Origin of the sequence: Streptococcus infantis SPAR10 (assembly GCF_000279535.1) — a bacterium.
Lineage (GTDB): Bacteria > Bacillota > Bacilli > Lactobacillales > Streptococcaceae > Streptococcus > Streptococcus infantis_I.
Genome location: NZ_ALCH01000004.1, coordinates 139571 through 161003, shown reverse-complemented (window position 1 = coordinate 161003; position 21433 = coordinate 139571). Strand labels below are relative to the sequence as shown.

At 40.4% G+C, this 21433-nt stretch carries 24 protein-coding genes; 11 read left to right on the top strand and 13 right to left on the bottom strand.

Annotated elements, in window-relative coordinates; all coding sequences use genetic code 11:
- Positions 1–41: 41 nt before the first annotated feature.
- Together SPAR10_RS10810 and SPAR10_RS06090 are read left to right on the top strand one after the other, a co-directional pair.
- Complete coding sequence (locus tag SPAR10_RS10810; protein WP_004251934.1) at positions 42–668, top strand: hypothetical protein; 627 nt, start codon at positions 42–44, stop codon at positions 666–668.
- A gap of 60 nt (positions 669–728) precedes the next feature.
- Entirely contained in the window at positions 729–1433 is a 705-nt protein-coding gene (locus SPAR10_RS06090; protein WP_004251933.1) for a CPBP family intramembrane glutamic endopeptidase, read from the top strand.
- Between the two features lie 275 nt (positions 1434–1708).
- Here the strand turns inward: SPAR10_RS06090 and SPAR10_RS06085 are convergent, their stop codons facing one another.
- The 3 genes from SPAR10_RS06085 to SPAR10_RS06075 all read right to left on the bottom strand — a co-directional run bounded on the left by SPAR10_RS06085 (position 1709) and on the right by SPAR10_RS06075 (position 4862).
- The gene (locus tag SPAR10_RS06085) at positions 1709–3253 is read right to left on the bottom strand and encodes a peptide chain release factor 3 (protein WP_001025409.1); all 1545 of its coding nucleotides are present in this window, start codon (positions 3251–3253) and stop codon (positions 1709–1711) included.
- A 207-nt stretch (positions 3254–3460) separates the two neighbouring features.
- Positions 3461–4153 carry a YwaF family protein gene (locus SPAR10_RS06080; RefSeq protein ID WP_004251929.1) on the bottom strand — a complete coding sequence of 231 codons (693 nt, stop codon included), beginning with the start codon at positions 4151–4153 and terminating at the stop codon, positions 3461–3463.
- 34 nt (positions 4154–4187) lie between these two features.
- Positions 4188–4862 carry a YwaF family protein gene (locus SPAR10_RS06075; RefSeq protein ID WP_004251928.1) on the bottom strand — a complete coding sequence of 225 codons (675 nt, stop codon included), beginning with the start codon at positions 4860–4862 and terminating at the stop codon, positions 4188–4190.
- Between the two features lie 212 nt (positions 4863–5074).
- Here SPAR10_RS06075 and gatC point away from each other — a divergent pair, with 212 nt between their 5' ends.
- The 9 genes from gatC to nusB all read left to right on the top strand — a co-directional run bounded on the left by gatC (position 5075) and on the right by nusB (position 12626).
- Positions 5075–5377, top strand: coding sequence for an Asp-tRNA(Asn)/Glu-tRNA(Gln) amidotransferase subunit GatC (gene gatC, locus SPAR10_RS06070; protein WP_004251926.1), 303 nt, complete (start codon positions 5075–5077; stop codon positions 5375–5377).
- Positions 5377–6843, top strand: a complete 1467-nt coding sequence (gene gatA, locus SPAR10_RS06065; RefSeq protein WP_004251924.1) for an Asp-tRNA(Asn)/Glu-tRNA(Gln) amidotransferase subunit GatA — start codon at positions 5377–5379, stop codon at positions 6841–6843. The genes gatC and gatA overlap by 1 nt, the downstream gene beginning before the upstream one ends.
- Positions 6843–8288, top strand: coding sequence for an Asp-tRNA(Asn)/Glu-tRNA(Gln) amidotransferase subunit GatB (gene gatB / locus SPAR10_RS06060; protein ID WP_004251921.1), 1446 nt, complete (start codon positions 6843–6845; stop codon positions 8286–8288). The genes gatA and gatB overlap by 1 nt, the downstream gene beginning before the upstream one ends.
- A 50-nt stretch (positions 8289–8338) precedes the next feature.
- Complete coding sequence (locus SPAR10_RS06055) at positions 8339–8731, top strand: hypothetical protein (protein ID WP_004251919.1); 393 nt, start codon at positions 8339–8341, stop codon at positions 8729–8731.
- Between the two features lie 49 nt (positions 8732–8780).
- Positions 8781–9767 carry a zinc-ribbon domain-containing transport protein gene (locus tag SPAR10_RS0101955; RefSeq protein WP_025170545.1) on the top strand — a complete coding sequence of 329 codons (987 nt, stop codon included), beginning with the start codon at positions 8781–8783 and terminating at the stop codon, positions 9765–9767.
- 9 nt (positions 9768–9776) lie between these two features.
- Positions 9777–11159 carry an SPFH domain-containing protein gene (locus tag SPAR10_RS06050; RefSeq protein WP_004251915.1) on the top strand — a complete coding sequence of 461 codons (1383 nt, stop codon included), beginning with the start codon at positions 9777–9779 and terminating at the stop codon, positions 11157–11159.
- Positions 11160–11239: 80 nt separating this feature from the next.
- Positions 11240–11800: an elongation factor P gene (efp, locus tag SPAR10_RS06045; RefSeq protein ID WP_004251910.1), complete on the top strand. Its 561-nt coding sequence runs from the start codon at positions 11240–11242 to the stop codon at positions 11798–11800.
- 21 nt (positions 11801–11821) lie between these two features.
- Entirely contained in the window at positions 11822–12211 is a 390-nt protein-coding gene (locus SPAR10_RS06040) for an Asp23/Gls24 family envelope stress response protein (protein WP_004251907.1), read from the top strand.
- Positions 12204–12626: a transcription antitermination factor NusB gene (gene nusB, locus SPAR10_RS06035; protein ID WP_004251901.1), complete on the top strand. Its 423-nt coding sequence runs from the start codon at positions 12204–12206 to the stop codon at positions 12624–12626. Before SPAR10_RS06040 ends, nusB begins: the two co-directional genes overlap by 8 nt.
- A 53-nt stretch (positions 12627–12679) precedes the next feature.
- Here the strand turns inward: nusB and SPAR10_RS06030 are convergent, their stop codons facing one another.
- From SPAR10_RS06030 to fabK, 10 genes are all read right to left on the bottom strand, one after another.
- The gene (locus tag SPAR10_RS06030; protein ID WP_004251898.1) at positions 12680–13405 is read right to left on the bottom strand and encodes a CPBP family intramembrane glutamic endopeptidase; all 726 of its coding nucleotides are present in this window, start codon (positions 13403–13405) and stop codon (positions 12680–12682) included.
- A gap of 153 nt (positions 13406–13558) precedes the next feature.
- A complete protein-coding gene (locus SPAR10_RS06025; RefSeq protein ID WP_004251895.1) occupies positions 13559–14326 on the bottom strand; it encodes an acetyl-CoA carboxylase carboxyl transferase subunit alpha in 768 nt (255 codons plus the stop codon).
- Positions 14326–15189: an acetyl-CoA carboxylase, carboxyltransferase subunit beta gene (gene accD, locus SPAR10_RS06020; protein ID WP_004251892.1), complete on the bottom strand. Its 864-nt coding sequence runs from the start codon at positions 15187–15189 to the stop codon at positions 14326–14328. Before accD ends, SPAR10_RS06025 begins: the two co-directional genes overlap by 1 nt.
- 32 nt (positions 15190–15221) lie before the next feature.
- Positions 15222–16589 carry an acetyl-CoA carboxylase biotin carboxylase subunit gene (accC, locus tag SPAR10_RS06015; protein ID WP_004251889.1) on the bottom strand — a complete coding sequence of 456 codons (1368 nt, stop codon included), beginning with the start codon at positions 16587–16589 and terminating at the stop codon, positions 15222–15224.
- A gap of 11 nt (positions 16590–16600) precedes the next feature.
- Complete coding sequence (fabZ, locus tag SPAR10_RS06010; RefSeq protein WP_000565515.1) at positions 16601–17023, bottom strand: 3-hydroxyacyl-ACP dehydratase FabZ; 423 nt, start codon at positions 17021–17023, stop codon at positions 16601–16603.
- Positions 17020–17499, bottom strand: a complete 480-nt coding sequence (gene accB, locus SPAR10_RS06005; protein WP_004251888.1) for an acetyl-CoA carboxylase biotin carboxyl carrier protein — start codon at positions 17497–17499, stop codon at positions 17020–17022. The genes fabZ and accB overlap by 4 nt, the downstream gene beginning before the upstream one ends.
- A gap of 2 nt (positions 17500–17501) precedes the next feature.
- Complete coding sequence (fabF, locus tag SPAR10_RS06000; RefSeq protein WP_004251886.1) at positions 17502–18737, bottom strand: beta-ketoacyl-ACP synthase II; 1236 nt, start codon at positions 18735–18737, stop codon at positions 17502–17504.
- Positions 18738–18759: 22 nt separating this feature from the next.
- The gene (gene fabG, locus SPAR10_RS05995) at positions 18760–19494 is read right to left on the bottom strand and encodes a 3-oxoacyl-[acyl-carrier-protein] reductase (protein ID WP_004251884.1); all 735 of its coding nucleotides are present in this window, start codon (positions 19492–19494) and stop codon (positions 18760–18762) included.
- Between the two features lie 32 nt (positions 19495–19526).
- A complete protein-coding gene (gene fabD, locus SPAR10_RS05990; protein ID WP_004251882.1) occupies positions 19527–20447 on the bottom strand; it encodes an ACP S-malonyltransferase in 921 nt (306 codons plus the stop codon).
- Complete coding sequence (gene fabK / locus SPAR10_RS05985) at positions 20440–21414, bottom strand: enoyl-[acyl-carrier-protein] reductase FabK (protein WP_004251880.1); 975 nt, start codon at positions 21412–21414, stop codon at positions 20440–20442. The genes fabD and fabK overlap by 8 nt, the downstream gene beginning before the upstream one ends.
- Positions 21415–21433 lie beyond the last annotated feature (19 nt).

Sequence of the window (21433 nt, the reverse complement as noted above, 5' to 3'; positions counted from 1 at the left end):
ATCATTTTAGTTATAATTTTAAAAAAACGTAGGGGTTTTATATGGAAAAAATGAACAAATCAATCCAACTTCTTTTATTGATTTCCTTGGTATATTTAGGCTGCTGTAGTTGCTTAGTTTGGCCTGGTATTGCTTTAACACTCAAACAATCCTGCTTTTACTTTTTACTTCTCTTACTGTTTTTAGCAGGTATCTGTACATTTATCCACTATCTTTCAGGACATGATTATGTGAATAGTCAGCTACACAATCGTAGTCGATCCTTCTTTTTATTGTATAGCAGCATGGTTATCATTAACCTTGCTGGAGTATGTTTTATTTTGTTTGAAAGCATAAGCACTGACACTCTACTACAAAAAGAAATCGTTGACTTGTTACTCATCTCTTTCTTTTTCCTTTTCGGACTTGATATTGCTACCTTTCTGCCGTTAAACAAATGGAGAAAATTACCAACTCATAAAAAGACAGGCAGGCTAACAACCCTTATCTTTCTTAGTTTATTTTTTCTGCACAATCCTTTAACCATATTTTCTGTCAGTTTTTATATCCTTTTGGGAGTCAGCTTTCTAAACTTTTTATTTCCTAAAACCTTAAGACAAGATTTATCCTTCTATAGTCATTTAATTCGAAACATCTTACTTGTTTTATCTACGCTTATGTTCTGGTAGTTAATAGAATTCCTGTCAGAAGTATGCTATAATGAAATAAATTTTTTAGGAGATATATGAATGAATTTTTTTAAAGATTATCGTAAACGATTGATTTGGCTAGGAATCTTTCTTGTCGCTATGTGCCTATCGCAAGTTCCTATCGTGACTTTAATGTTACTTCAAAAAACGCAACTTGGATCTATCTGGTCATCTCTAATAGTGGGACTTGTCTCTACTGCTGTTGTTACACTCTTTTTATATGGTGCTCACAAAAGTAAGTTATTAAATCTAAAATCAAAACTCTTTACTATTAATGACGCCCCTCGAATTGCTCTTAGTTATGTAGCCATTGTCACAGGAAATCTGATTGGTGCGATTTGGTTACAACTTCTGAAGCAAACAACTACTTCGAATCAAGAGGCTATCAATAGCATCATGTCAGAAAGCTCTCTAATTTCCAGCATTTTCGTGGTTGCCCTAGTGGCACCTATTTGTGAGGAAGTTATCTGTCGAGGTATCATCCCTACTAAACTCTTCGAAGGATACGAGAAAATTGGATATATTTTAGGTTGGTTTCTCTTCACTATAGCCCATATCCCAAATAATCTTCCTTCTTTCTTGATCTATGGCTGGATGTCTGCAGTCTTAACTTGGACTGCTTATCGCACCAAACGTCTAGAGATGTCTATCTTACTGCACCTAGTGAATAATGGAGTCAGCATTCTATTGCTTATCCTCCTTACATTCCTTATCAAAGTTGTTGGTATAGATGCTTTTCAATAAATAGAAGTTCCACTACTAATATAATTTAAAATAAAAAGACTAGAAATATATCTAATTTCTAGTCTTTTTGTTTATTCTTTGAGTGATTCCAAACTAAGTTAATGAGGCAGGTAGCTAATCCACTTTTTAACTGTTACCGTTTATTAGATTACGACACAGAGTTTGGCAAATCGATTATATTTGCCAAACGTAGTTAGTAAGGCAGTTAGCTAGTTCGCCGAATAGCGACTAGCGTCCAACAATTAGGAACTTTAGTTCCAATTGTTGGTACTGAGTTACATTTTTTCTTCCAACTCCACATCCGGATACTTATCTGCAAACCAACGGAGGGCAAAGTCGTTTTCAAAGAGGAAAACAGGCTGGTCAAAGCGGTCTTTGGCAAGGATGTTTCGGCTTGAAGACATACGCTCATCCAGATCTTCAGGTTTGATCCAGCGAACGGTCTTTTTACCCATTGGGCTCATAACCACTTCTGCATTGTACTCATTTTCCATACGATGTTTGAAGACTTCAAACTGCAATTGACCAACGGCACCCAACATATATTCACCTGTTTGGTAGTTGGTATAAAGCTGAATAGCTCCTTCTTGCACCAATTGCTCAATTCCCTTGTGGAAAGATTTTTGTTTCATGACGTTCTTAGCAGAAACTTTCATGAAAATCTCAGGTGTAAAGGTTGGCAGTGGTTCAAACTCAAACTTATTTTTTCCAACAGTTAATGTATCCCCAACCTGATAAGTACCTGTATCGTAAACCCCGATGATATCTCCAGCTACGGCATTAGTGACATTCTCACGACTTTCTGCCATAAACTGAGTAACATTTGACAGCTTAGCTCCCTTACCAGTACGAGGGAGATTAACACTCATACCACGCTCAAATTCACCCGATACGATTCGAACAAAGGCGATACGGTCACGGTGACGAGGGTCCATGTTGGCTTGGATTTTAAAGACAAAGCCTGAGAAATCCTTGTCGTAAGGATCGACAATTTCTCCGTCTGTCTTCTTGTGACCGTGTGGTTCTGGAGCAAACTTGAGGAAGGTTTCTAAGAAAGTCTGCACACCAAAATTAGTCAAGGCTGATCCAAAGAATACCGGAGTCAATTCACCCGCAAGGATGGCTTCTTCTGAGAATTCATTTCCAGCTTCTTGCAAGAGCTCGATGTCATCCTTGACTTGCTCGTAGAATGGGTTGCTAGCAAATAGCTTGTCCCCATCTTCCAGACTAGCAAAACGTTCATCCCCTTTGTAGAGTTCCAAACGTTGGTTATAGAGGTCATAGAGCCCCTCAAAGGCTTTCCCCATTCCGATTGGCCAGTTCATTGGATAACTTGCAATACCCAAGACTTCTTCCAATTCTTGCAAGAGATCTAGTGGTTCACGACCGTCACGGTCTAGCTTGTTCATGAAGGTAAAGACTGGAATGCCACGGTGTTTAACAACCTCAAATAACTTTTTGGTTTGGGCCTCGATACCCTTGGCAGAGTCCACAACCATGACAGCCGCATCCACCGCCATCAATGTACGATAGGTATCTTCTGAGAAATCCTCGTGCCCTGGAGTGTCGAGGATATTGACACGCTTACCATCGTAGTCAAATTGCATCACAGATGACGTTACCGAAATCCCACGTTGTTTCTCGATATCCATCCAGTCAGACTTGGCAAAGTTTCCTGTTTTCTTCCCTTTTACAGTACCTGCCTCACGAATCTCTCCCCCAAAATAGAGCAATTGCTCAGTGATGGTTGTTTTCCCCGCGTCCGGGTGAGAGATGATGGCAAAGGTACGGCGTTTTTTAATTTCTTCTTGAATGTTCATAAGTTCTCTTTCTTTCTACTTTTTTAATAATTTCAATTTATAAGCATTCTTTGTTACATCGGACTCTAAAATTCCTTTCAACACTCCATTATATCGGATTTTAGAGAGTTTTTCAATTGCTTACACAAGAAAAAGCAGGTCAAGATAGTAGACCTGCTCTTCAGATTCTTTTGTTGATTATTTATATCTATCACTCTTAATATCGCTTCACAGATGAATCGTTTCTAGAGCAATTTTCTTTTGCCAACGTTTCTTAAATAAGATATCAAAGAGTACTAGAGCTGCAGATAGAATGATTGAAACCAGAAGATACTTTATCCATATAGGAGCATCTGGGATAAAAGGCGTGGTATTCAAAAGCCCGTAATTCCCACCTGTTACTTGATTAACTCCAACTAGGAAAAGTTTGAGAACAAAAGTGTAGGCGATAATGCGATACTTTTTCAGCAAGGTCTTATCGTAGTGGTTCATAAGATAGACCAAGGAATTGACCAAGAGAGCATAATGCCCAATCAGGAATGAAAAACTGGTAATATGCGGAAAGTCATAGGGATCAAAAACCGGATAGCCCAAAGCAAATACTGCCCCACTAGCCCCCATAAGGGCAAAATACTGCTTGGTTTTCCATTTATCTGGCAAGAAAACTACTGCAAACATGGCCAAACGGCAATGGTAAAGAGGCAGGCTGTTCGAAAACGGAATCCCAAATCCAATATACCAAGTATAGAGCGCTAGCAGTTGCGCTATTTGAATCCACTTAAATAATCGAACAAATTTGGGATTTTTGTAGTAAGTAAGAGAAGCATAAATAGACAAGGCAAGAAGGCCTATCATGACACCGTACCAAAAAATCGGAATAGGCGGTGGTGTGGTTTGGGTTCTTGTAATAAAATGATGCATAAAATCTCCTTAGAATAATTAATTCATTTGTTCGCTAACTATTCTTATGTTTATATTTGACGAGTTGATTGATAAGGACGAGAATACCTGTCATCAAACTGGTTACTATCAAATAGTTAAGCAAACTACCATGATCCCCAATCACAGGGGGCTTGCTCATAAAGCCATAATTCCCTCCTGTTGCAAGATTAGCTAGAAAGATAATAGCATTGACACCAAAGGTAATCTGGCATATTTTCCAAGTATCCCCTTTTTCAACTTTATAATATCTAACAAGATAAATCAAGCAATTTGCTAAGAGGGCCCAGTGGCCGAAAACATTGTTAACCGAGGAAACATGAGGAAAAGGAAAAGGATAGAAGACTGGATAAACTAAAGCCATAATAGAACCAAATACTCCAACCAGGGCAAAATATTGTTTGAAAAAGGTCTTGTTAGGAGCAAAAAGAATCATCCACATAGCCATGCGACTATGGTAAAAAGGGAGAGCCTCTGACAAGGGCAGGCGTGCCGAAATATACCAAGCGTTGATAATGAGCAACTGAATCAATTGACCCCAATACCAAAATTTTCTGTAACCTTTAGATGATGCGAAACGAATCGATAAAACAGCTATGATTACCAAAGAAGTGGGTAATAAGAAGTACCACATCCCCAAATGAGGAGGGACTGTTTTTTTACTGGTAAAAAGTAAATCCCAAATTTTCATATGTCCTCCTTAACTTGTTCGAATCGGTCAATGTCACCATCTTGTTTACCGACTAAAAACCAATGCTGTTCTTGCTTCTATTTTCAACCATTATATCGAATTAAAAACCTTTTTTCAATTTCTACTTCTTTTCAACTTAGCTCACCTTATTTATAGGAAAATATGGTAAAATAGAACAGATAAATAATCATCATTTCACGAAAGGATACCAGATGAAAATTACGCAAGAAGAGGTAACTCACGTTGCCAATCTTTCAAAATTAAAATTCTCAGAAGAAGAAACTGCTGAGTTTGCGACAACCTTGTCTAAGATTGTTGATATGGTCGAATTGCTCGGCGAAGTCGACACTACTGGTGTTGAACCAACGACTACCATGGCAGATCGCAAGACCGTTCTTCGACCAGACGTAGCCGAAGAAGGAACTGACCGTGATCGCTTATTTAAAAATGTACCTGAAAAAGATAACTACTATATCAAGGTACCAGCTATCCTGGATGATGGAGGAGATGCCTAATGACTTTTAACAATAAAACGATTGAAGAGTTGCACAACCTCCTTGTATCTAAGGAAATTTCTGCAACCGAACTAACGCAAGCAACGATTGAAGATATCAAGGCGCGTGAAGAGGCTATCAATGCCTTTGTCACTATCGCTGAAGATCAAGCTCTTGCTCAAGCTAAAGCTATTGACGAAACTGGAATTGACGCTGACAATGTCCTTTCAGGAATTCCGCTAGCTGTTAAGGATAATATCTCTACAGACGGTATCCTAACAACTGCAGCCTCAAAAATGCTTTATAACTACGAACCAATCTTTGATGCGACAGCTGTTGCCAATGCAAAATCTAAGGGCATGATCGTTGTTGGAAAAACTAACATGGACGAGTTTGCCATGGGTGGATCAGGTGAGACTTCTTACTACGGTGCTACTAAAAATGCTTGGGACCACAGCAAGGTTCCTGGTGGATCATCAAGTGGTTCAGCTGCAGCTGTAGCTTCTGGACAAGTCCGTTTATCACTTGGTTCTGATACTGGTGGTTCTATCCGCCAACCTGCTGCCTTTAACGGGATTGTTGGTCTCAAACCAACTTACGGAACAGTTTCACGTTTCGGTCTCATTGCCTTTGGTAGCTCATTAGACCAAATTGGTCCTTTTGCACCAACTGTTAAGGAAAATGCGCTCTTGCTCAATGCTATTGCTAGCGAAGATGCAAAAGACTCTACTTCTGCTCCTGTCCGCATTGCCGACTTTACTTCAAAAATCGGTCAAGACATCAAGGGAATGAAAATTGCTTTGCCTAAGGAATACCTTGGTGAAGGGATTGACCCAGAGGTTAAGGAAACCATTCTGAATGCTGCTAAACACTTTGAAAAACTTGGTGCTATCGTTGAAGAAGTTAGCCTTCCTCACTCTAAATACGGTGTGGCAGTCTACTACATCATCGCTTCATCTGAAGCTTCATCAAACTTGCAACGTTTTGACGGTATCCGCTATGGTTTCCGTGCTGAAGACGCTAAGAACTTGGACGAGATTTACGTTAACACTCGTAGCCAAGGATTCGGTGACGAAGTCAAACGTCGGATCATGCTTGGTACTTTCAGTCTTTCATCAGGTTACTACGATGCTTATTATAAGAAGGCTGGTCAAGTTCGTACCCTCATCATCCAAGATTTTGAAAAAGTCTTTGCGGATTACGACCTCATCCTTGGCCCAACAGCTCCAAGCGTGGCCTTTGACTTGGATTCGCTCAACCACGATCCAGTTGCTATGTACTTGGCGGATCTCTTGACCATCCCAGTCAACTTGGCAGGTCTCCCAGGAATTTCAATTCCTGCAGGATTTGCTCAAGGTCTACCTGTCGGTCTACAATTGATTGGTCCTAAATACTCAGAAGAGACTATCTACCAAGCTGCTGCTGCTTTTGAAGCAACAACAGACTACCACAAACAACAACCCGTGATTTTTGGAGGTGATAACTAATGAACTTTGAAACAGTCATTGGACTTGAAGTCCACGTAGAGCTCAACACCAATTCAAAAATCTTCTCACCTACTTCTGCCCACTTTGGGAATGACCAAAATGCCAACACTAACGTGATTGACTGGTCTTTCCCAGGCGTACTACCAGTTCTCAATAAAGGTGTTGTCGATGCTGGTATCAAGGCAGCTCTTGCCCTCAACATGGACATCCACAAGAAGATGCACTTTGACCGTAAGAACTACTTCTATCCAGATAATCCTAAAGCCTACCAAATTTCTCAGTTTGATGAACCAATCGGTTACAATGGATGGATTGAAGTGGAGCTAGAAGACGGTACAACTAAGAAAATCGGTATTGAACGTGCTCACTTGGAAGAAGACGCCGGTAAAAACACGCATGGTACAGATGGTTACTCTTATGTTGACCTCAACCGTCAAGGGGTGCCTTTGATTGAGATTGTATCTGAAGCAGACATGCGTTCACCAGAAGAAGCTTATGCTTATCTAACAGCCCTCAAAGAGGTTATCCAATACGCTGGCATTTCTGACGTTAAAATGGAAGAAGGTTCTATGCGTGTGGATGCCAACATCTCGCTTCGTCCTTATGGTCAAGAGAAATTCGGTACCAAGACTGAGTTAAAAAACCTCAATTCCTTCTCAAACGTTCGCAAGGGTCTTGAATATGAAGTCCAACGTCAAGCTGAAATCCTTCGCTCAGGTGGTCAAATCCGCCAAGAAACACGCCGTTATGATGAAGCCAACAAGGCAACTATCCTCATGCGTGTTAAGGAAGGGGCTGCAGACTACCGCTACTTCCCAGAGCCAGATCTACCACTCTTTGAAATCTCAGAAGAGTGGATTGATGAAATGCGCACTGAGTTGCCAGAGTTTCCAAAAGAGCGCCGTGCACGCTATGTCTCTCAACTCGGATTATCAGACTACGATGCTAGCCAGTTGACTGCCAACAAAGTCACTTCTGACTTCTTTGAGAAAGCAGTTTCACTTGGTGGTGATGCTAAGCAAGTCTCTAACTGGCTCCAAGGTGAAGTCGCTCAATTCTTGAACGCTGAAGGCAAGACACTGGAACAAATCGAATTGACACCAGAAAACTTGGTTGAAATGATTGCCATCATCGAAGACGGCACTATCTCATCTAAGATTGCAAAAAAAGTCTTTGTTCACCTAGCTAAAAATGGTGGAGGCGCTCGTGAATACGTGGAAAAAGCTGGTTTGGTTCAAATCTCAGATCCAGATATCTTGATTCCAATTATCCACCAAGTCTTTGCCGATAACGAAGCAGCTGTTGCTGACTTCAAGTCAGGAAAACGTAACGCCGACAAGGCCTTCACAGGATTCCTCATGAAAGCGACTAAAGGACAAGCCAACCCACAAGTAGCCCTCAAACTACTTGCCCAAGAATTGGCTAAGTTGAAAGAGAACGAGTAAATATACTTTCGCTAATAGACTTTTCTACTAAAAAATAGAAAGGAGAATAAATGAACAAATTTTTACGAGTACTATTTATTTTAGTTATCGTCGCCATGTTGGGTGCTTCTATTCTACAAATCTTTCTCCCATCATATATGGGAGAGCATTCTGGTTACGGTGTTTCTGCAGGATGGCAAAGAGAAATTGGAATTTGGAATCTAGCTGTCTTAATTATTATTCTTGCCGTTAATATTAAGTACGATTGGTTTTACCTGAGAATTGCCCTTCTTGCCCTCATTATTGGTGGTATAGGAATAGGAACAAATCATTTGTTAAATTTTATTGAATTTCATTCTCCTGTTAATGCGATTGGTGCTATCGAGAATTATATACTCGTATTTGGTTGGATTATAGGGTGGTTTATTGAAAATAAAACTATAAAACTCCAAAACTCTTTATAGACATAAATTTAGCAAAAACTATTTTTGTACTCACATAGTTAGGAGACATATGAAAAAGTTATATACTCTTATCACTACTTGCTTGCTTCTTCTATTTGTGACACCCCTACAATCCATCGATGCAGGTGTTGGACATTCTCGAAGTGGTAGCTCTAGTCGCAGTAGCTCACGAAGCAGTAGCAGTTCTCGAAGTAGTAGCTCTAGCCGAAGCCGTTCAAGTGGTAGTTCTTCTTCTAGAAGCAGCTATCGTTCTGGTGGTAGTTACTCGAATTTGGGAGATTCTTTAAGCACTGGCATGAACATTCTGATTATGTTTGGTGTCGGAGGTTTCATACTCTTCATGCTTATCAAATATCTGAATGACCAGAATTCATCATCTGGTAAATCTTATGGAAGTTCTACTAGCTACCAACCACAACCAACTATCCATCGTCGAGTTGAAAATAATATACAAGCCATTGATCGACTTAGATACTATGATCCAAACTTTGATGCCTCTGCTTTCACTTCATGGGCTAAAGAAGTTTATATCCAGTTGCAGGCTGCTTGGACTAAAAAGGATTGGAACTTGGTGCGTTCTCTTGAAAGTGTTAGTCTCTATACTCAACACAGTGCTCAACTGGAAGACTATATCCAATCTCAAACAACGAATGTTTTGGAACGCGTTTACGTTGAAAATGTCCGAATCAAAGATTTCAATAGTAATCCAGATGGAAATGATACTTTAGTCGTCATCTTATCATCTACCTTGAGAGACTATGTCATCGACGACAAGACTCGTAAGGTTATTGAGGGAGACCCTCAAAAAGATCTATTTACAGTTTATCAAATGAACTTCATCCGTAAACATGGCAGTCAAACTGAAAGCTCTGTCCAAGATGAAGCCGTTAGCGACCGCTGTCCAAACTGTGGTGCTCCACTGAAAATATCAGCTATCAGCAAATGTGACTATTGCGGATCTGATATCACCCGTAGTCCTAACCAATGGGTTCTTGACACCTATGACGTTGTGGATGAAGACGAACTATATAATTAGGAGGAAATTATGGGATTTATTCGTATGGCCAAAGAGCAAATTAAGGGAGTTGTTGATGTTGCCAAAACTGCTGGTATTAATAGTTTTAATGACAGTAAATTTAAGGAAGCCGTTGTACTTCCCGAACACGTATCATCAGAAGCATTAGCTGTTAAAGGAATTCTTCTTACAAAAGACCCTGACGGAGTTTCTAGACAAGGTAATCAACATACAGGACTTTTAACAGATGGTTCTGTCGTAATTGTGCCACAAGGTTATGTTGCTATCCTTGTAAATAATGGTACTTTCCTTGGTGATGTCTTAGAAGCTGGTAGCCATGAATGGCGCTCTGGCGACAACGCTTGGCTTCTAGAAAAAGGTGGAATAAGAGGAACTTGGGAAAACTTCAAGCACCGCTTTTCATTCGCTGGTCAAGTCGTTACTCAACAAGAAATCATCTTTGTCCGTGTCCAACCGATTGCGGGTAATAAATTTGGTACACAAAACGCTGTAGAATACTTCAGTGAACGTTACCAACAATTGCTCAATATCCGTTTCTATGGTTTGTTTGATATCAAGATTTCTGACCCAGTACTTTTCTACGTTAGCTCGATCAGTCAACAAATTGACGAACATAAACCATTTACACTCCAAGATATTGCTCAAGGAACTCTTCGACAAAATATTTCTCCTAAAATTGCGATCGCAATTGCCAAATTTACTAATGAGTACCGAGTTGATATCTATAGCCTAAATGCTAATCAAGATACCTTCAATGAAATCGCTAAACAAGAAGTCAACAAGGTATGGACTGGTCTTTACGGTATTGAAGCAACCAATATCCTTCTTGAGGATTTGAGCTACGACCAAGAAAGCTTGGAACTTGTTCGTAAACTTGATAGCGAACTCGTTGCTATGAAATACAATACCATCGAAATTGAAGAACGTCGTGCTCGTAACGAAGCTCTTATTGCTGCAGCTAATAACGAAGGTAATGGCAATGGTATGAACATGTTTATGGGTATGAATCTCGGTCAAACTCTCGGTGGCCAACTCACCCAACAAGCTCAACCTGTTAACCCAAATCAAACTGTTCCCCCAGTACAACCCGCTGATCCAAACCAAGCATTTACTCCGGTACAAACTGCAAGTCCTGAGCAAGTTGCTAGCCCAGTAGAGACTGTTAGCCCTGAACAAACCGCTAACTCAGTAGAATCTACTAATCCAGAAATGACAACTCCTGCACAAGAATCTACAACTCAAGAAGCAACAAGTTCTGCACAGGAATCTACTAGTCCTGAACAAACTACCAACTCTAAACAAACCGCTAATAAAAACTTCTACATCGAAGTCGATGGTAAGTACGTATTGGTAACCAAAGACGAAGAAGGAAACATCGTTCCTGTCAACTAATTTCACTTCCCTGATATTTGAGAAATCTTACGACTTATGATACAATAAAGAGTAAATTATTTTATTAAAGAGGTAAAAACATGATCGAAGCAAGTAAATTAAAGGCTGGTATGACCTTTGAAACAGCTGACGGAAAATTGATCCGCGTTTTGGAAGCTAGCCACCACAAACCAGGTAAAGGAAACACTATCATGCGTATGAAATTGCGTGATGTCCGTACTGGTTCAACATTTGAAACTAGCTACCGTCCAGAGGAAAAATTTGAACAAGCGATTATCGAAACTGTGCCAGCACAATACTTGTACAAAATGGACGATACAGCTTATTTCATGAACACTGAAACTTACGACCAATACGAAATTCCTGTTGTAAATGTTGAAAACGAATTGCTTTACATCCTTGAAAATTCTGAAGTTAAAATTCAATTTTATGGAACTGAAGTAATCGGTGTAACAGTACCTACAACTGTTGAATTGACAGTTGCTGAAACTCAACCATCTATTAAAGGTGCTACTGTTACCGGTTCTGGTAAACCAGCTACAATGGAAACTGGACTTGTCGTTAACGTTCCAGACTTCATCGAAGCAGGACAAAAACTCGTTATCAACACCGCAGAAGGAACTTACGTTTCTCGTGCCTAATCTCTAGAAAGAGGTCATTCTATGGGAATTGAAGAACAATTAGGCGAAATCGTTATCGCCCCACGTGTACTTGAAAAAATCATTGCAATCGCTACAGCTAAAGTTGATGGTGTCCACTCTTTTTCAAACAAATCAGTGTCTGACACCCTTTCAAAACTTTCACTCGGCCGTGGCGTCTATCTAAAAGAATCTGAAGAAGAACTAATAGCTGATATCTATCTCTATCTTGAGTATGGTGTCAAGGTTCCTAAGGTTGCAATGGCTATTCAAAAAGCTGTCAAAGATGCCGTTCGTAATATGGCTGATGTTGAACTCAATGCTGTGAATATTCACGTTGCTGGTATTGCACCAGATAAAACACCAAAACCAGCATTAAAAGATTTGTTTGATGAGGACTTCCTCAATGACTAGTCCATTATTAGAATCTAGACGCGAACTACGAAAATGTGCTTTCCAAGCACTGATGAGTCTTGAATATGGTTCTGATATTGAAACTGCTTGTCGCTTCGCTTATACTCATGATCGAGAAGACGACGAGGTAAAACTCCCTAGCTTCCTAATCGATCTTGTATCTGGTGTTCAAGCTCAAAAAGAGGAACTAGACAAACAAATCACTCAGCATTTAAAGTCTGGTTGGACGATTGAACGTTTAACCTTAGTTGAAAAGAATTTATTGCGTTTAGGAGTTTTCGAAATCACTTCCTTTGATACTCCTCAACTTGTAGCTGTGAATGAAGCTATTGAACTTGCAAAAAGCTTTTCAGATCAAAAATCAGCCCGTTTCATTAACGGACTGCTCAGTCAATTTGTAACTGAAGAAAATTAAATATAAAAAGTGTTTGATAGATATCAAACACTTTTTATTTGTCTCCTCAAATGCTATCTAAAAAAACGATTATAGATTAAATTAGAAAGCAACAACCAGATGAAATCTGCATGAATGAGAAAGTTAATAAAACTATGGCACAGGATGGTGATTTTTAGATTCTTTGTCCATCGGTAAACTAAAGCAAAGAAAAGACCGGAAAAACTATAAACCATCAAACTGATGGGGTCGCGATGGGACAATACCAAATGACTGAGCCCAAATATAAGAGCTGATAAGATGACATCCAAGTAGTATTTGGACTGGGGAAAGAAGGTGTTCATAAAATATCCCCTATGAACAATCTCCTCCAATATAGGCCCCAAAATGACAACGGAGATAAAAGAGAAGCAAGTCGTTAAAATAGTAGATTGCTCACTGAAGGATAGGACCGAAAGAAGGTCTTCAAAGATATAGTTGTTATTAATGAAGCGACTAAACTGTAAGTAAAAAGCACTTAACAACTGACGGACAAAATAAGTAGCCACTAGACTAACTACAAGGTAAAAGAATCTGGATTTTTTCGAGCCCCTTTTCTCAAAAATATAGAGCATTTTTTTCTTTTTAAGCCAATAGATAAATAGCCCTAAAAGAGCTAGTTGCTCTACTGCTACAATAATAGAATAGCCATCCATACCCCAGACAAACATCTTAGCCAGATAAAGACTACTGAAATCTAGTAGATAAATTGATAGGAATACCAGTAATGTATAGATTCCCAAATGCCCTAGTTTTTTCATACTCACTCCCAAAAATGTTTGTTGACTTATTTTTATAGCACACGCATCCCTTGTTATATTAACAGATATTTTTACAAGAGTCAATTTTTCATACTGAAATGTATTTTATAGAATCGAAAAAGCTAGAACTATATCTTAGTCCTAGCTTACTTTTTAATATTTTCTAAAGCGTTGGTAACGTTCCTCAATGAGCTGCTCTAGTGGCAGTTTACCAAGTTCATCAAGTTCTGCTCGGAGTTGTTCTTTGACTTGCTTGATCAGATCTTTACTTGATAGACCTACCTCAGAGATAACCTTATCAACAATTTTCATATCTAGCAATTCGAATGAAGTAATTTTCATCAACTCAGCAGCTTCCATAGCACGACTGCCATCCTTCCATAGAATAGACGCAAAGCCTTCAGGACTGAGAACTGCATAGATCGAGTTTTCTAACATCCAAACACGGTCAGCTACTGCAAGAGCTAAAGCCCCTCCTGAGCCACCTTCACCGATAATAATGGCAATAATTGGCACCTTAAGATCGCTCATCTCCATGAGGTTACGGGCAATAGCTTCACCTTGCCCACGCTCTTCTGCTCCGACACCAGGATAGGCACCAGCCGTGTTGATAAAAGTTACAACAGGACGGCCAAATTTTTCAGCCTGCTTCATCAAGCGAAGGGCTTTTCGATAACCTTCAGGATGAGGTTGTCCAAAGTTACGGTTAAGATTATCCTGTAAGCTTTTACCTTTTTGAATTCCAACAACAGTTACTGCTTGGTCTCCCAACCAACCGATACCACCAATAACAGCACCATCATCTCGGAAAGAGCGATCACCATGTAGCTCTACAAAGTCATCAAATATTCCTGTTGCGAAGTCCAAGGCAGTTAAGCGGGTTTGTTCACGTGCTTCTCTGACGATTTTTGCAATATTCATCAACAATCCCCCTTATGTAACCTTACTAATCGAGCAATCATATCTGGCAATTCTCTCCGTTTAACAATCGCATCCACAAATCCATGTTCTAACAAAAACTCTGCCTTCTGGAAATCCTCTGGCAAATCTTCCCTTACGGTATTTTCAATGACACGACGTCCAGCAAATCCTACTAAACTTTGAGGCTCTGCCAAGATAATATCCCCTTCCATAGCAAAGGAAGCTGTAACACCACCAGTTGTTGGATCAGTAAGGATTGTTAGGTAAAAGAGACCTGCATTGGAATGACGTTTGACTGCTGCAGAGATTTTAGCCATCTGCATCAAACTCATGATTCCTTCTTGCATACGTGCTCCACCAGATGCTGTAAACAAGACGACTGGTAATTTTTCAGCTGTCGCGTATTCAAACAAACGAGTGATTTTTTCACCAACTACTGTTCCCATAGACGCCATGATAAAGTTAGAATCCATGATTCCAAGAGCAACTTTTTCACCCTTAATCAAAGCAGTTCCTGTAACAACAGCCTCATCAAGACCTGTTTTTTCACGCATAGAGGCTAATTTTTTCTGGTAGCCTGGAAATTCCAATGGATCTTGTGTCTCAATTCCTGTAAACATCTCTAGGAAGCTTCCCATGTCAATGGTTAAAGCAAGACGCTCTTGAGCTGAAATACGGAAGGTATAGCCACAGTGAGGACAAATACGGTCACTCCCCAAATCCTTTTGGTAAATGGTATGTTTACAACCTGGACATTTTGAGAAGAGTTCGTCTGGAACCTCAGGCTTGGCTTGGGGCTTTTCTCTAAGTGAACGATTGGGATTAATTCGTATATATTTATCTTTTTTACTAAATAGAGCCATACATCCCCCTTTTCAGTCTCATACTTTTTATATTATTCTTTTTCTTGATATTGTGGTAAGAAAGTTTCCATCAAGAATGAAGTATCGTAGTCCCCTGCTATCACACGACGATCTGAAATCAAATCGAGTTGAAAATCAGCATTGGTGACGACCCCTTCAATTTCGAGTTCATAAAGAGCTCTTTGCATTTTCATGAGTGCATCAAAACGATTTTCACCATGAACAATAATTTTAGCAATCATACTATCATAGTATGGTGGAATGGTATACCCTGGATAAACTGCAGAGTCAACACGCAAGCCAACACCACCGCTTGGTAGATAAAGATTAGTGATCTTACCTGGACTCGGTGCAAAATTAAAGGCTGGGTTTTCTGCGTTGATACGGCACTCAATAGCATGTCCTTTTAGAACAATGTCTTCTTGCTTCAGAGTCAAAGGTTGACCTGACGCAATACGGATTTGTTCCTTGACAATATCCACACCAGAAACAAATTCGGTTACTGGATGTTCTACTTGGACACGAGTATTCATCTCCATAAAGTAGAATTTCCCAGTTGCTTCATCTAGTAGAAATTCGATGGTCCCAGCATTTTCATAACCAACAGATTCCGCTGCACGGACTGCTGCAGCACCAATTTCATTACGCAGTGTTTTCCCAATAGCAATCGAAGGACTTTCTTCTAAAACCTTTTGGTTATTCCGCTGAAGCGAACAGTCGCGCTCACCTAGGTGAATCACATGTCCCATCTGGTCAGCAAGAATCTGTACCTCAATGTGGCGAGCAGGATAAATCACACGCTCGAGGTACATAGCCCCATTTCCAAAGTTTGCTTTGGCTTCACTAGAGGCTGTTTCAAAGGCTGATACAAGGTCTTCTGCCTTTTCAACCTTACGAATTCCTTTACCACCACCTCCAGCTGAAGCTTTCAGCATAACTGGATAACCAATTTTTTCGGCAATAGCCAGAGCCTCTTCTGCAGTATGGACTTCTCCATCTGATCCTGGAATGACAGGCACATTAGCCTTAATCATTTGAGCACGGGCGTTAATTTTATCTCCCATGACATCCATTACTCGAGCTGATGGCCCGATAAATTTGATACCGACTTCTTCACACATAGTTGCAAATTTGGAATTTTCACTTAAAAAACCAAATCCAGGGTGAATAGCTTCAGCTTCAGTCAAGACCGCAGCTGATAGGATGGCATTGATGTTCAGATAAGATTCTGTAGCCTTTCCAGGGCCGATACAGATAGCCTCATCAGCCAAAAGCGTGTGGAGAGCTTCCTTGTCAGCAGTCGAATAGACAGCGACTGTTGCGATTCCTAACTCTCGTGCCGCACGAATAATACGAACAGCAATCTCACCACGATTGGCAATTAAAATCTTACGAAACATGGAAAACCTCCCTAGTTTCCAATAGCAAAGGTCAGAGTACCGCTTGCTGCAAGCTTACCATCTACTTCTGCCTTCGCTTCTACTACGGCGATTGTGCCACGACGTTTGACAAAAGTTGCTGTCATGACAAGCTGGTCACCAGGAACAACTTGTTTCTTAAACTTAACCTTATCCATGCCAGCATAGAAGACAAGTTTCCCTTTGTTTTCAGGTTTAGACAATTCCAAAACACCTGCTGTCTGAGCCAAGGCTTCCATAATGAGGACTCCAGGCATAACTGGGTATTGAGGAAAATGACCATTGAAGAAAGGTTCGTTAATCGTCACATTTTTAATGGCAACAATTGTATCTTCACTAACTTCTAAGACACGATCTACTAAGAGCATGGGATAACGGTGTGGCAAAGCTTCTTTAATTCCTTGAATATCAATCATTTGATACGTACCAAGCCTTTCCCAAACTCAACCATTTCTTCATTTTCAACAAGAATTTCTGTTACGACACCGTCTTTAGGTGCTGGAATTTCATTCATAACTTTCATAGCTTCAATGATGACCAAGGTTTGACCTTTTTTAACAGTATCACCGACTGAAACAAAATTAGGTTTGTCTGGTCCGGCAGCCAAGTAAGCAACACCGACAAGTGGACTTTCTACAAGGTCCCCCTCAGCTACAGATTCACTAGCGCTTGTTTCTGAAACTGCTTCTACAGCTGGTGTAGTTGGAGCTTGTGGTGCAACTGTAGGTACAGCTGCTGGAACTACTGGTTGAGGTGCTGGAATTGTTTCTGCAACAAGTTTTGCTTCATTCTTACTGAATACCAACTCGTCCGTTCCATTCTTATAAGAAAATTCTTTCAAGCTCGACTGGTCAAATTGTGCCATCAAGTCTTTGATTTCATTTAAATTCATTTTTACTTATTCTCCCAACGTTTGAAAGCAAGAACTGCATTATGCCCACCAAATCCAAAAGTATTTGAGATAGCATAAGGAATTTCATGTTCCAAGCCTTGTCCATAAATAACGTTTGCTTCAATGTAGTCTGACACTTCTGTTGTTCCAGCTGTCATTGGAACATAGTTGTTACGGATTGCTTCGATTGTTGCAATAGCCTCAACAGCACCTGCTGCACCGAGCAAGTGTCCTGTAAATGACTTGGTTGAAGATACAGGTACTTCCTTACCAAGAACCGCTACGATAGCACCACTTTCTCCCTTTTCATTAGCAGGAGTTGATGTACCGTGAGCATTGACATAAGCTACTTGGTCTGGTGTGATTTCAGCTTCCTCCAAAGCAAGTTTGATAGCTTTAATAGCACCTTGGCCTTCTGGATGTGGTGAAGTCATATGGTAGGCATCACAAGTATTCCCGTAACCGACAACTTCAGCTAGGATAGTTGCACCGCGTTTTTCAGCATGCTCTAAACTTTCAAGGACTAACATACCTGATCCTTCACCCATAACAAATCCATTACGGTCTTTGTCAAATGGAATAGAAGCACGAGTTGGATCCTCTGTTGTTGAAAGAGCTGTTAAGGCTTGGAAACCAGCGATTGCAAATGGAGTAATTGAAGATTCTGATCCACCAACTAACATGATATCTTGGAAACCAAATTTGATAGAACGGAAGGCATCTCCGATCGCATCATTTGATGAAGCGCAAGCTGTGTTGATAGATTTACAGATACCATTGGCACCAAAGCGCATAGCTACATTTCCTGCAGCCATATTTGGCAAGGCTTTTGGAAGTGTTAATGGTTTAACACGTTTTGGTCCTTTTTCGTGAAGTCGAAGGACTTGGTCTTCGATTTCTCTGATTCCACCGATACCTGATGCAACGATGACACCAAAACGGTCCTTATCAAGCGCTTCTACGTCAAGATTTGCATTGTTCACTGCTTCTTGAGCAGCATACAAGGCATACAAAGAATAATCATCGAAACGATTGGTATCTTTTTTTACAAAATATTTGTCAAAAGGAAAATCATTAATCTCTGCTGCATTATGGACGTCAAAAGCGCTGTGATCAAACTTGGTGATTTCACAAATTCCAATCTTTCCATTCTTTAAACTGTTCCAAAATTCTTCTGGCGTATTCCCAATTGGAGATGTTAATCCATAACCTGTTACTACTACACGATTTAGTTTCATTTTCATACCTCTATTTTAACTCTTATTGCATGGTAAGTCCACCATCAATTGCAATGACTTGTCCCGTTAGATAATCTTGGCTTGCAAGAAAGGCTGTGACCTCTGCCACTTGCTCAGCTTGACCAAATTGTTTCATCGGAATTTGTGCCAACATAGCATCTTTTACCTTATCAGATAGGACTGCAGTCATATCTGATTCAATCATTCCTGGAGCAATGGCATTGACACGCACATTACGATTGGCTACCTCACGTGCTACTGATTTGGTAAATCCAATTAGACCAGCCTTAGATGCAGCGTAGTTCGCTTGACCGATATTTCCCATCAAACCAACGACACTGGACATATTGATAATGGCCCCTTCACGAGCTTTTATCATCTGCTTCAAGACTGCTTGCGTCATATTGAACGCTCCCGTTAGATTGACTTTCAAGACCTTCTCAAAATCATCTTCTGTCATCTTCAGCATGAGAGTGTCTTGAGTAATCCCGGCGTTATTCACTAGGACGTCAACCGAACCTAGCTCTTCAATAGCTTGGTCCACCATTCGTTTTGCATCCGTAAAATCAGAAACATCACCAGAAATAGCAAGGACCTTCACCCCGTATGGTTTAAACTCGTCTAGAAGCTCCTCGGAGATCTCACCACGACTATTCAAGACAACGTTGGCTCCCAAGCTGGCAAATTTATGAGCAATGGCAAGACCAATTCCTCGACTTGAGCCTGTAATAAAGACATTTTTCTGTTCTAGTTTCATTTTTCTCCTTTCAGAACTTCTATCATCCTGATCTAATTTTCTAAGAGTGCTTGTAAACTTGCTTGATCTTCCACATTTGCAAGTTGAGCAGTTTTATCAATCTTTTTGACGAATCCAGACAAGACTTTCCCAGGACCAATCTCGATAAAACGTGTCACACCAGCTTCTTGCATAAGAGCAATGCTTTCATAGAAACGAACAGGTTCCTTGACTTGACGAGTCAAGAGTTCTGCAATTCGTTCTTTTTCCATGACTTTTGCTTCTGTATTACCAACAAGTGGATAAGCAAAGTCATTAAACTCAACATCTTCTAGGACTTGAGCTAATTTTTGACTAGCAGATTCCAATAAAGCTGTATGGAAAGGTCCAGAAACATTTAGCGGAATTAAGCGTTTTGCTCCTGCTTCTTGCAAGAGTTCAACTGCACGATCCACAGCAACCACCTCACCACCAATAACAATTTGGCTTGGGGTATTGTAGTTAGCTGGAGTCACAACACCAAGTTGAGAAGCTTCTTGACAAGCTTGTTCAATAACTTCAACTGGAGTATTGAGTACGGCTACCATTTTACCAGATCCAGCAGGTGCCGCTTCTTCCATATAAGCACCACGTTTAGCAACTAGAGCCACCGCATCTTCAAAATCCAAGGCGCCACTAGCTACAAGGGCAGAATATTCACCAAGAGACAGACCTGCCACTATATCTGGTTGGTAACCTTTCTCCTTTAGTAGTCGGTAAATGGCAACGGATGTAGCCAAAATAGCTGGTTGTGTGTAACGAGTCTGATTTAGCTTCGTTTCATCGTTATCAATCAAGTCACGAAGATTATAACCTAAGACTTGGCTAGCTTGGTCGATTGTTTCCTTGACGATAGCATATTGGTCGTATAGTTCACGACCCATTCCAAGGTACTGGGCTCCTTGACCTGCAAATAGAAAGGCTGTTTTAGTCATTTCTTGTAACTCCTGCCCAACGAGCGGCTTCTTTTTGAATTTTCTCAGCTGCACCATAGTAGATATCTTTTAAGATTTCTTCAACAGTTTCTTCTTTAGAAACCAAACCTGCAATCTGGCCGGCCATAACTGAACCACCATCCACATCACCATGGACAACAGCTTTAGCTAGAGCTCCCGCCCCCATTTGCTCAAAGATTTCCAAATCTGGATTTTCTTGTTTGAAGGCATCTTTTTCAGCTTGTTCGAAATCACGAGTCAATTGATTTTTGATGGCACGAACTGCGTGTCCAAAGTGTTGTGCTGAAATCGTTGTATCAATATCACGAGCTTTTAAAATTTTAGCTTTATAGTTTGGATGGGCGTTTGATTCTTTAGCAACTACAAAACGAGTTCCTACTTGCACAGCTTCCGCACCAAGCATAAATCCAGCAGCAGCTCCCTCACCATCTGCAATACCACCAGCAGCGATAACAGGAATTGAAACAGCCGCTGCAACTTGACGAACCAAGGTCATGGTTGTTAATTTACCAATGTGTCCACCGGCTTCCATACCTTCACAAATGACAGCATCTGCACCGATTTTTTCCATACGTTTAGCCAAAGCTACGCTAGGAACTACAGGAATAACGGTGATTCCTGCTTCATGAAATCGCTCCATATATTTACTTGGGTTTCCTGCACCAGTTGTGACTACCTTAACCCCTTCTTCAATCACAAGGTCCACAATATCATCAACAAATGGAGACAAGAGCATGATATTGACACCAAAAGGCTTGTCTGTTAAAGATTTAATCTTATCGATGTTGGCTTTAACCACTTCTTTAGGTGCGTTTCCTCCACCAATGATACCGAGACCACCAGCTTTTGAAACAGCTCCAGCCAAATCGCCATCTGCTACCCAGGCCATTCCACCTTGGAAGATAGGATATTTAATATTTAATAATTCAGTGATACGTGTTTTCATATTGCCTCCATAAGTCTTG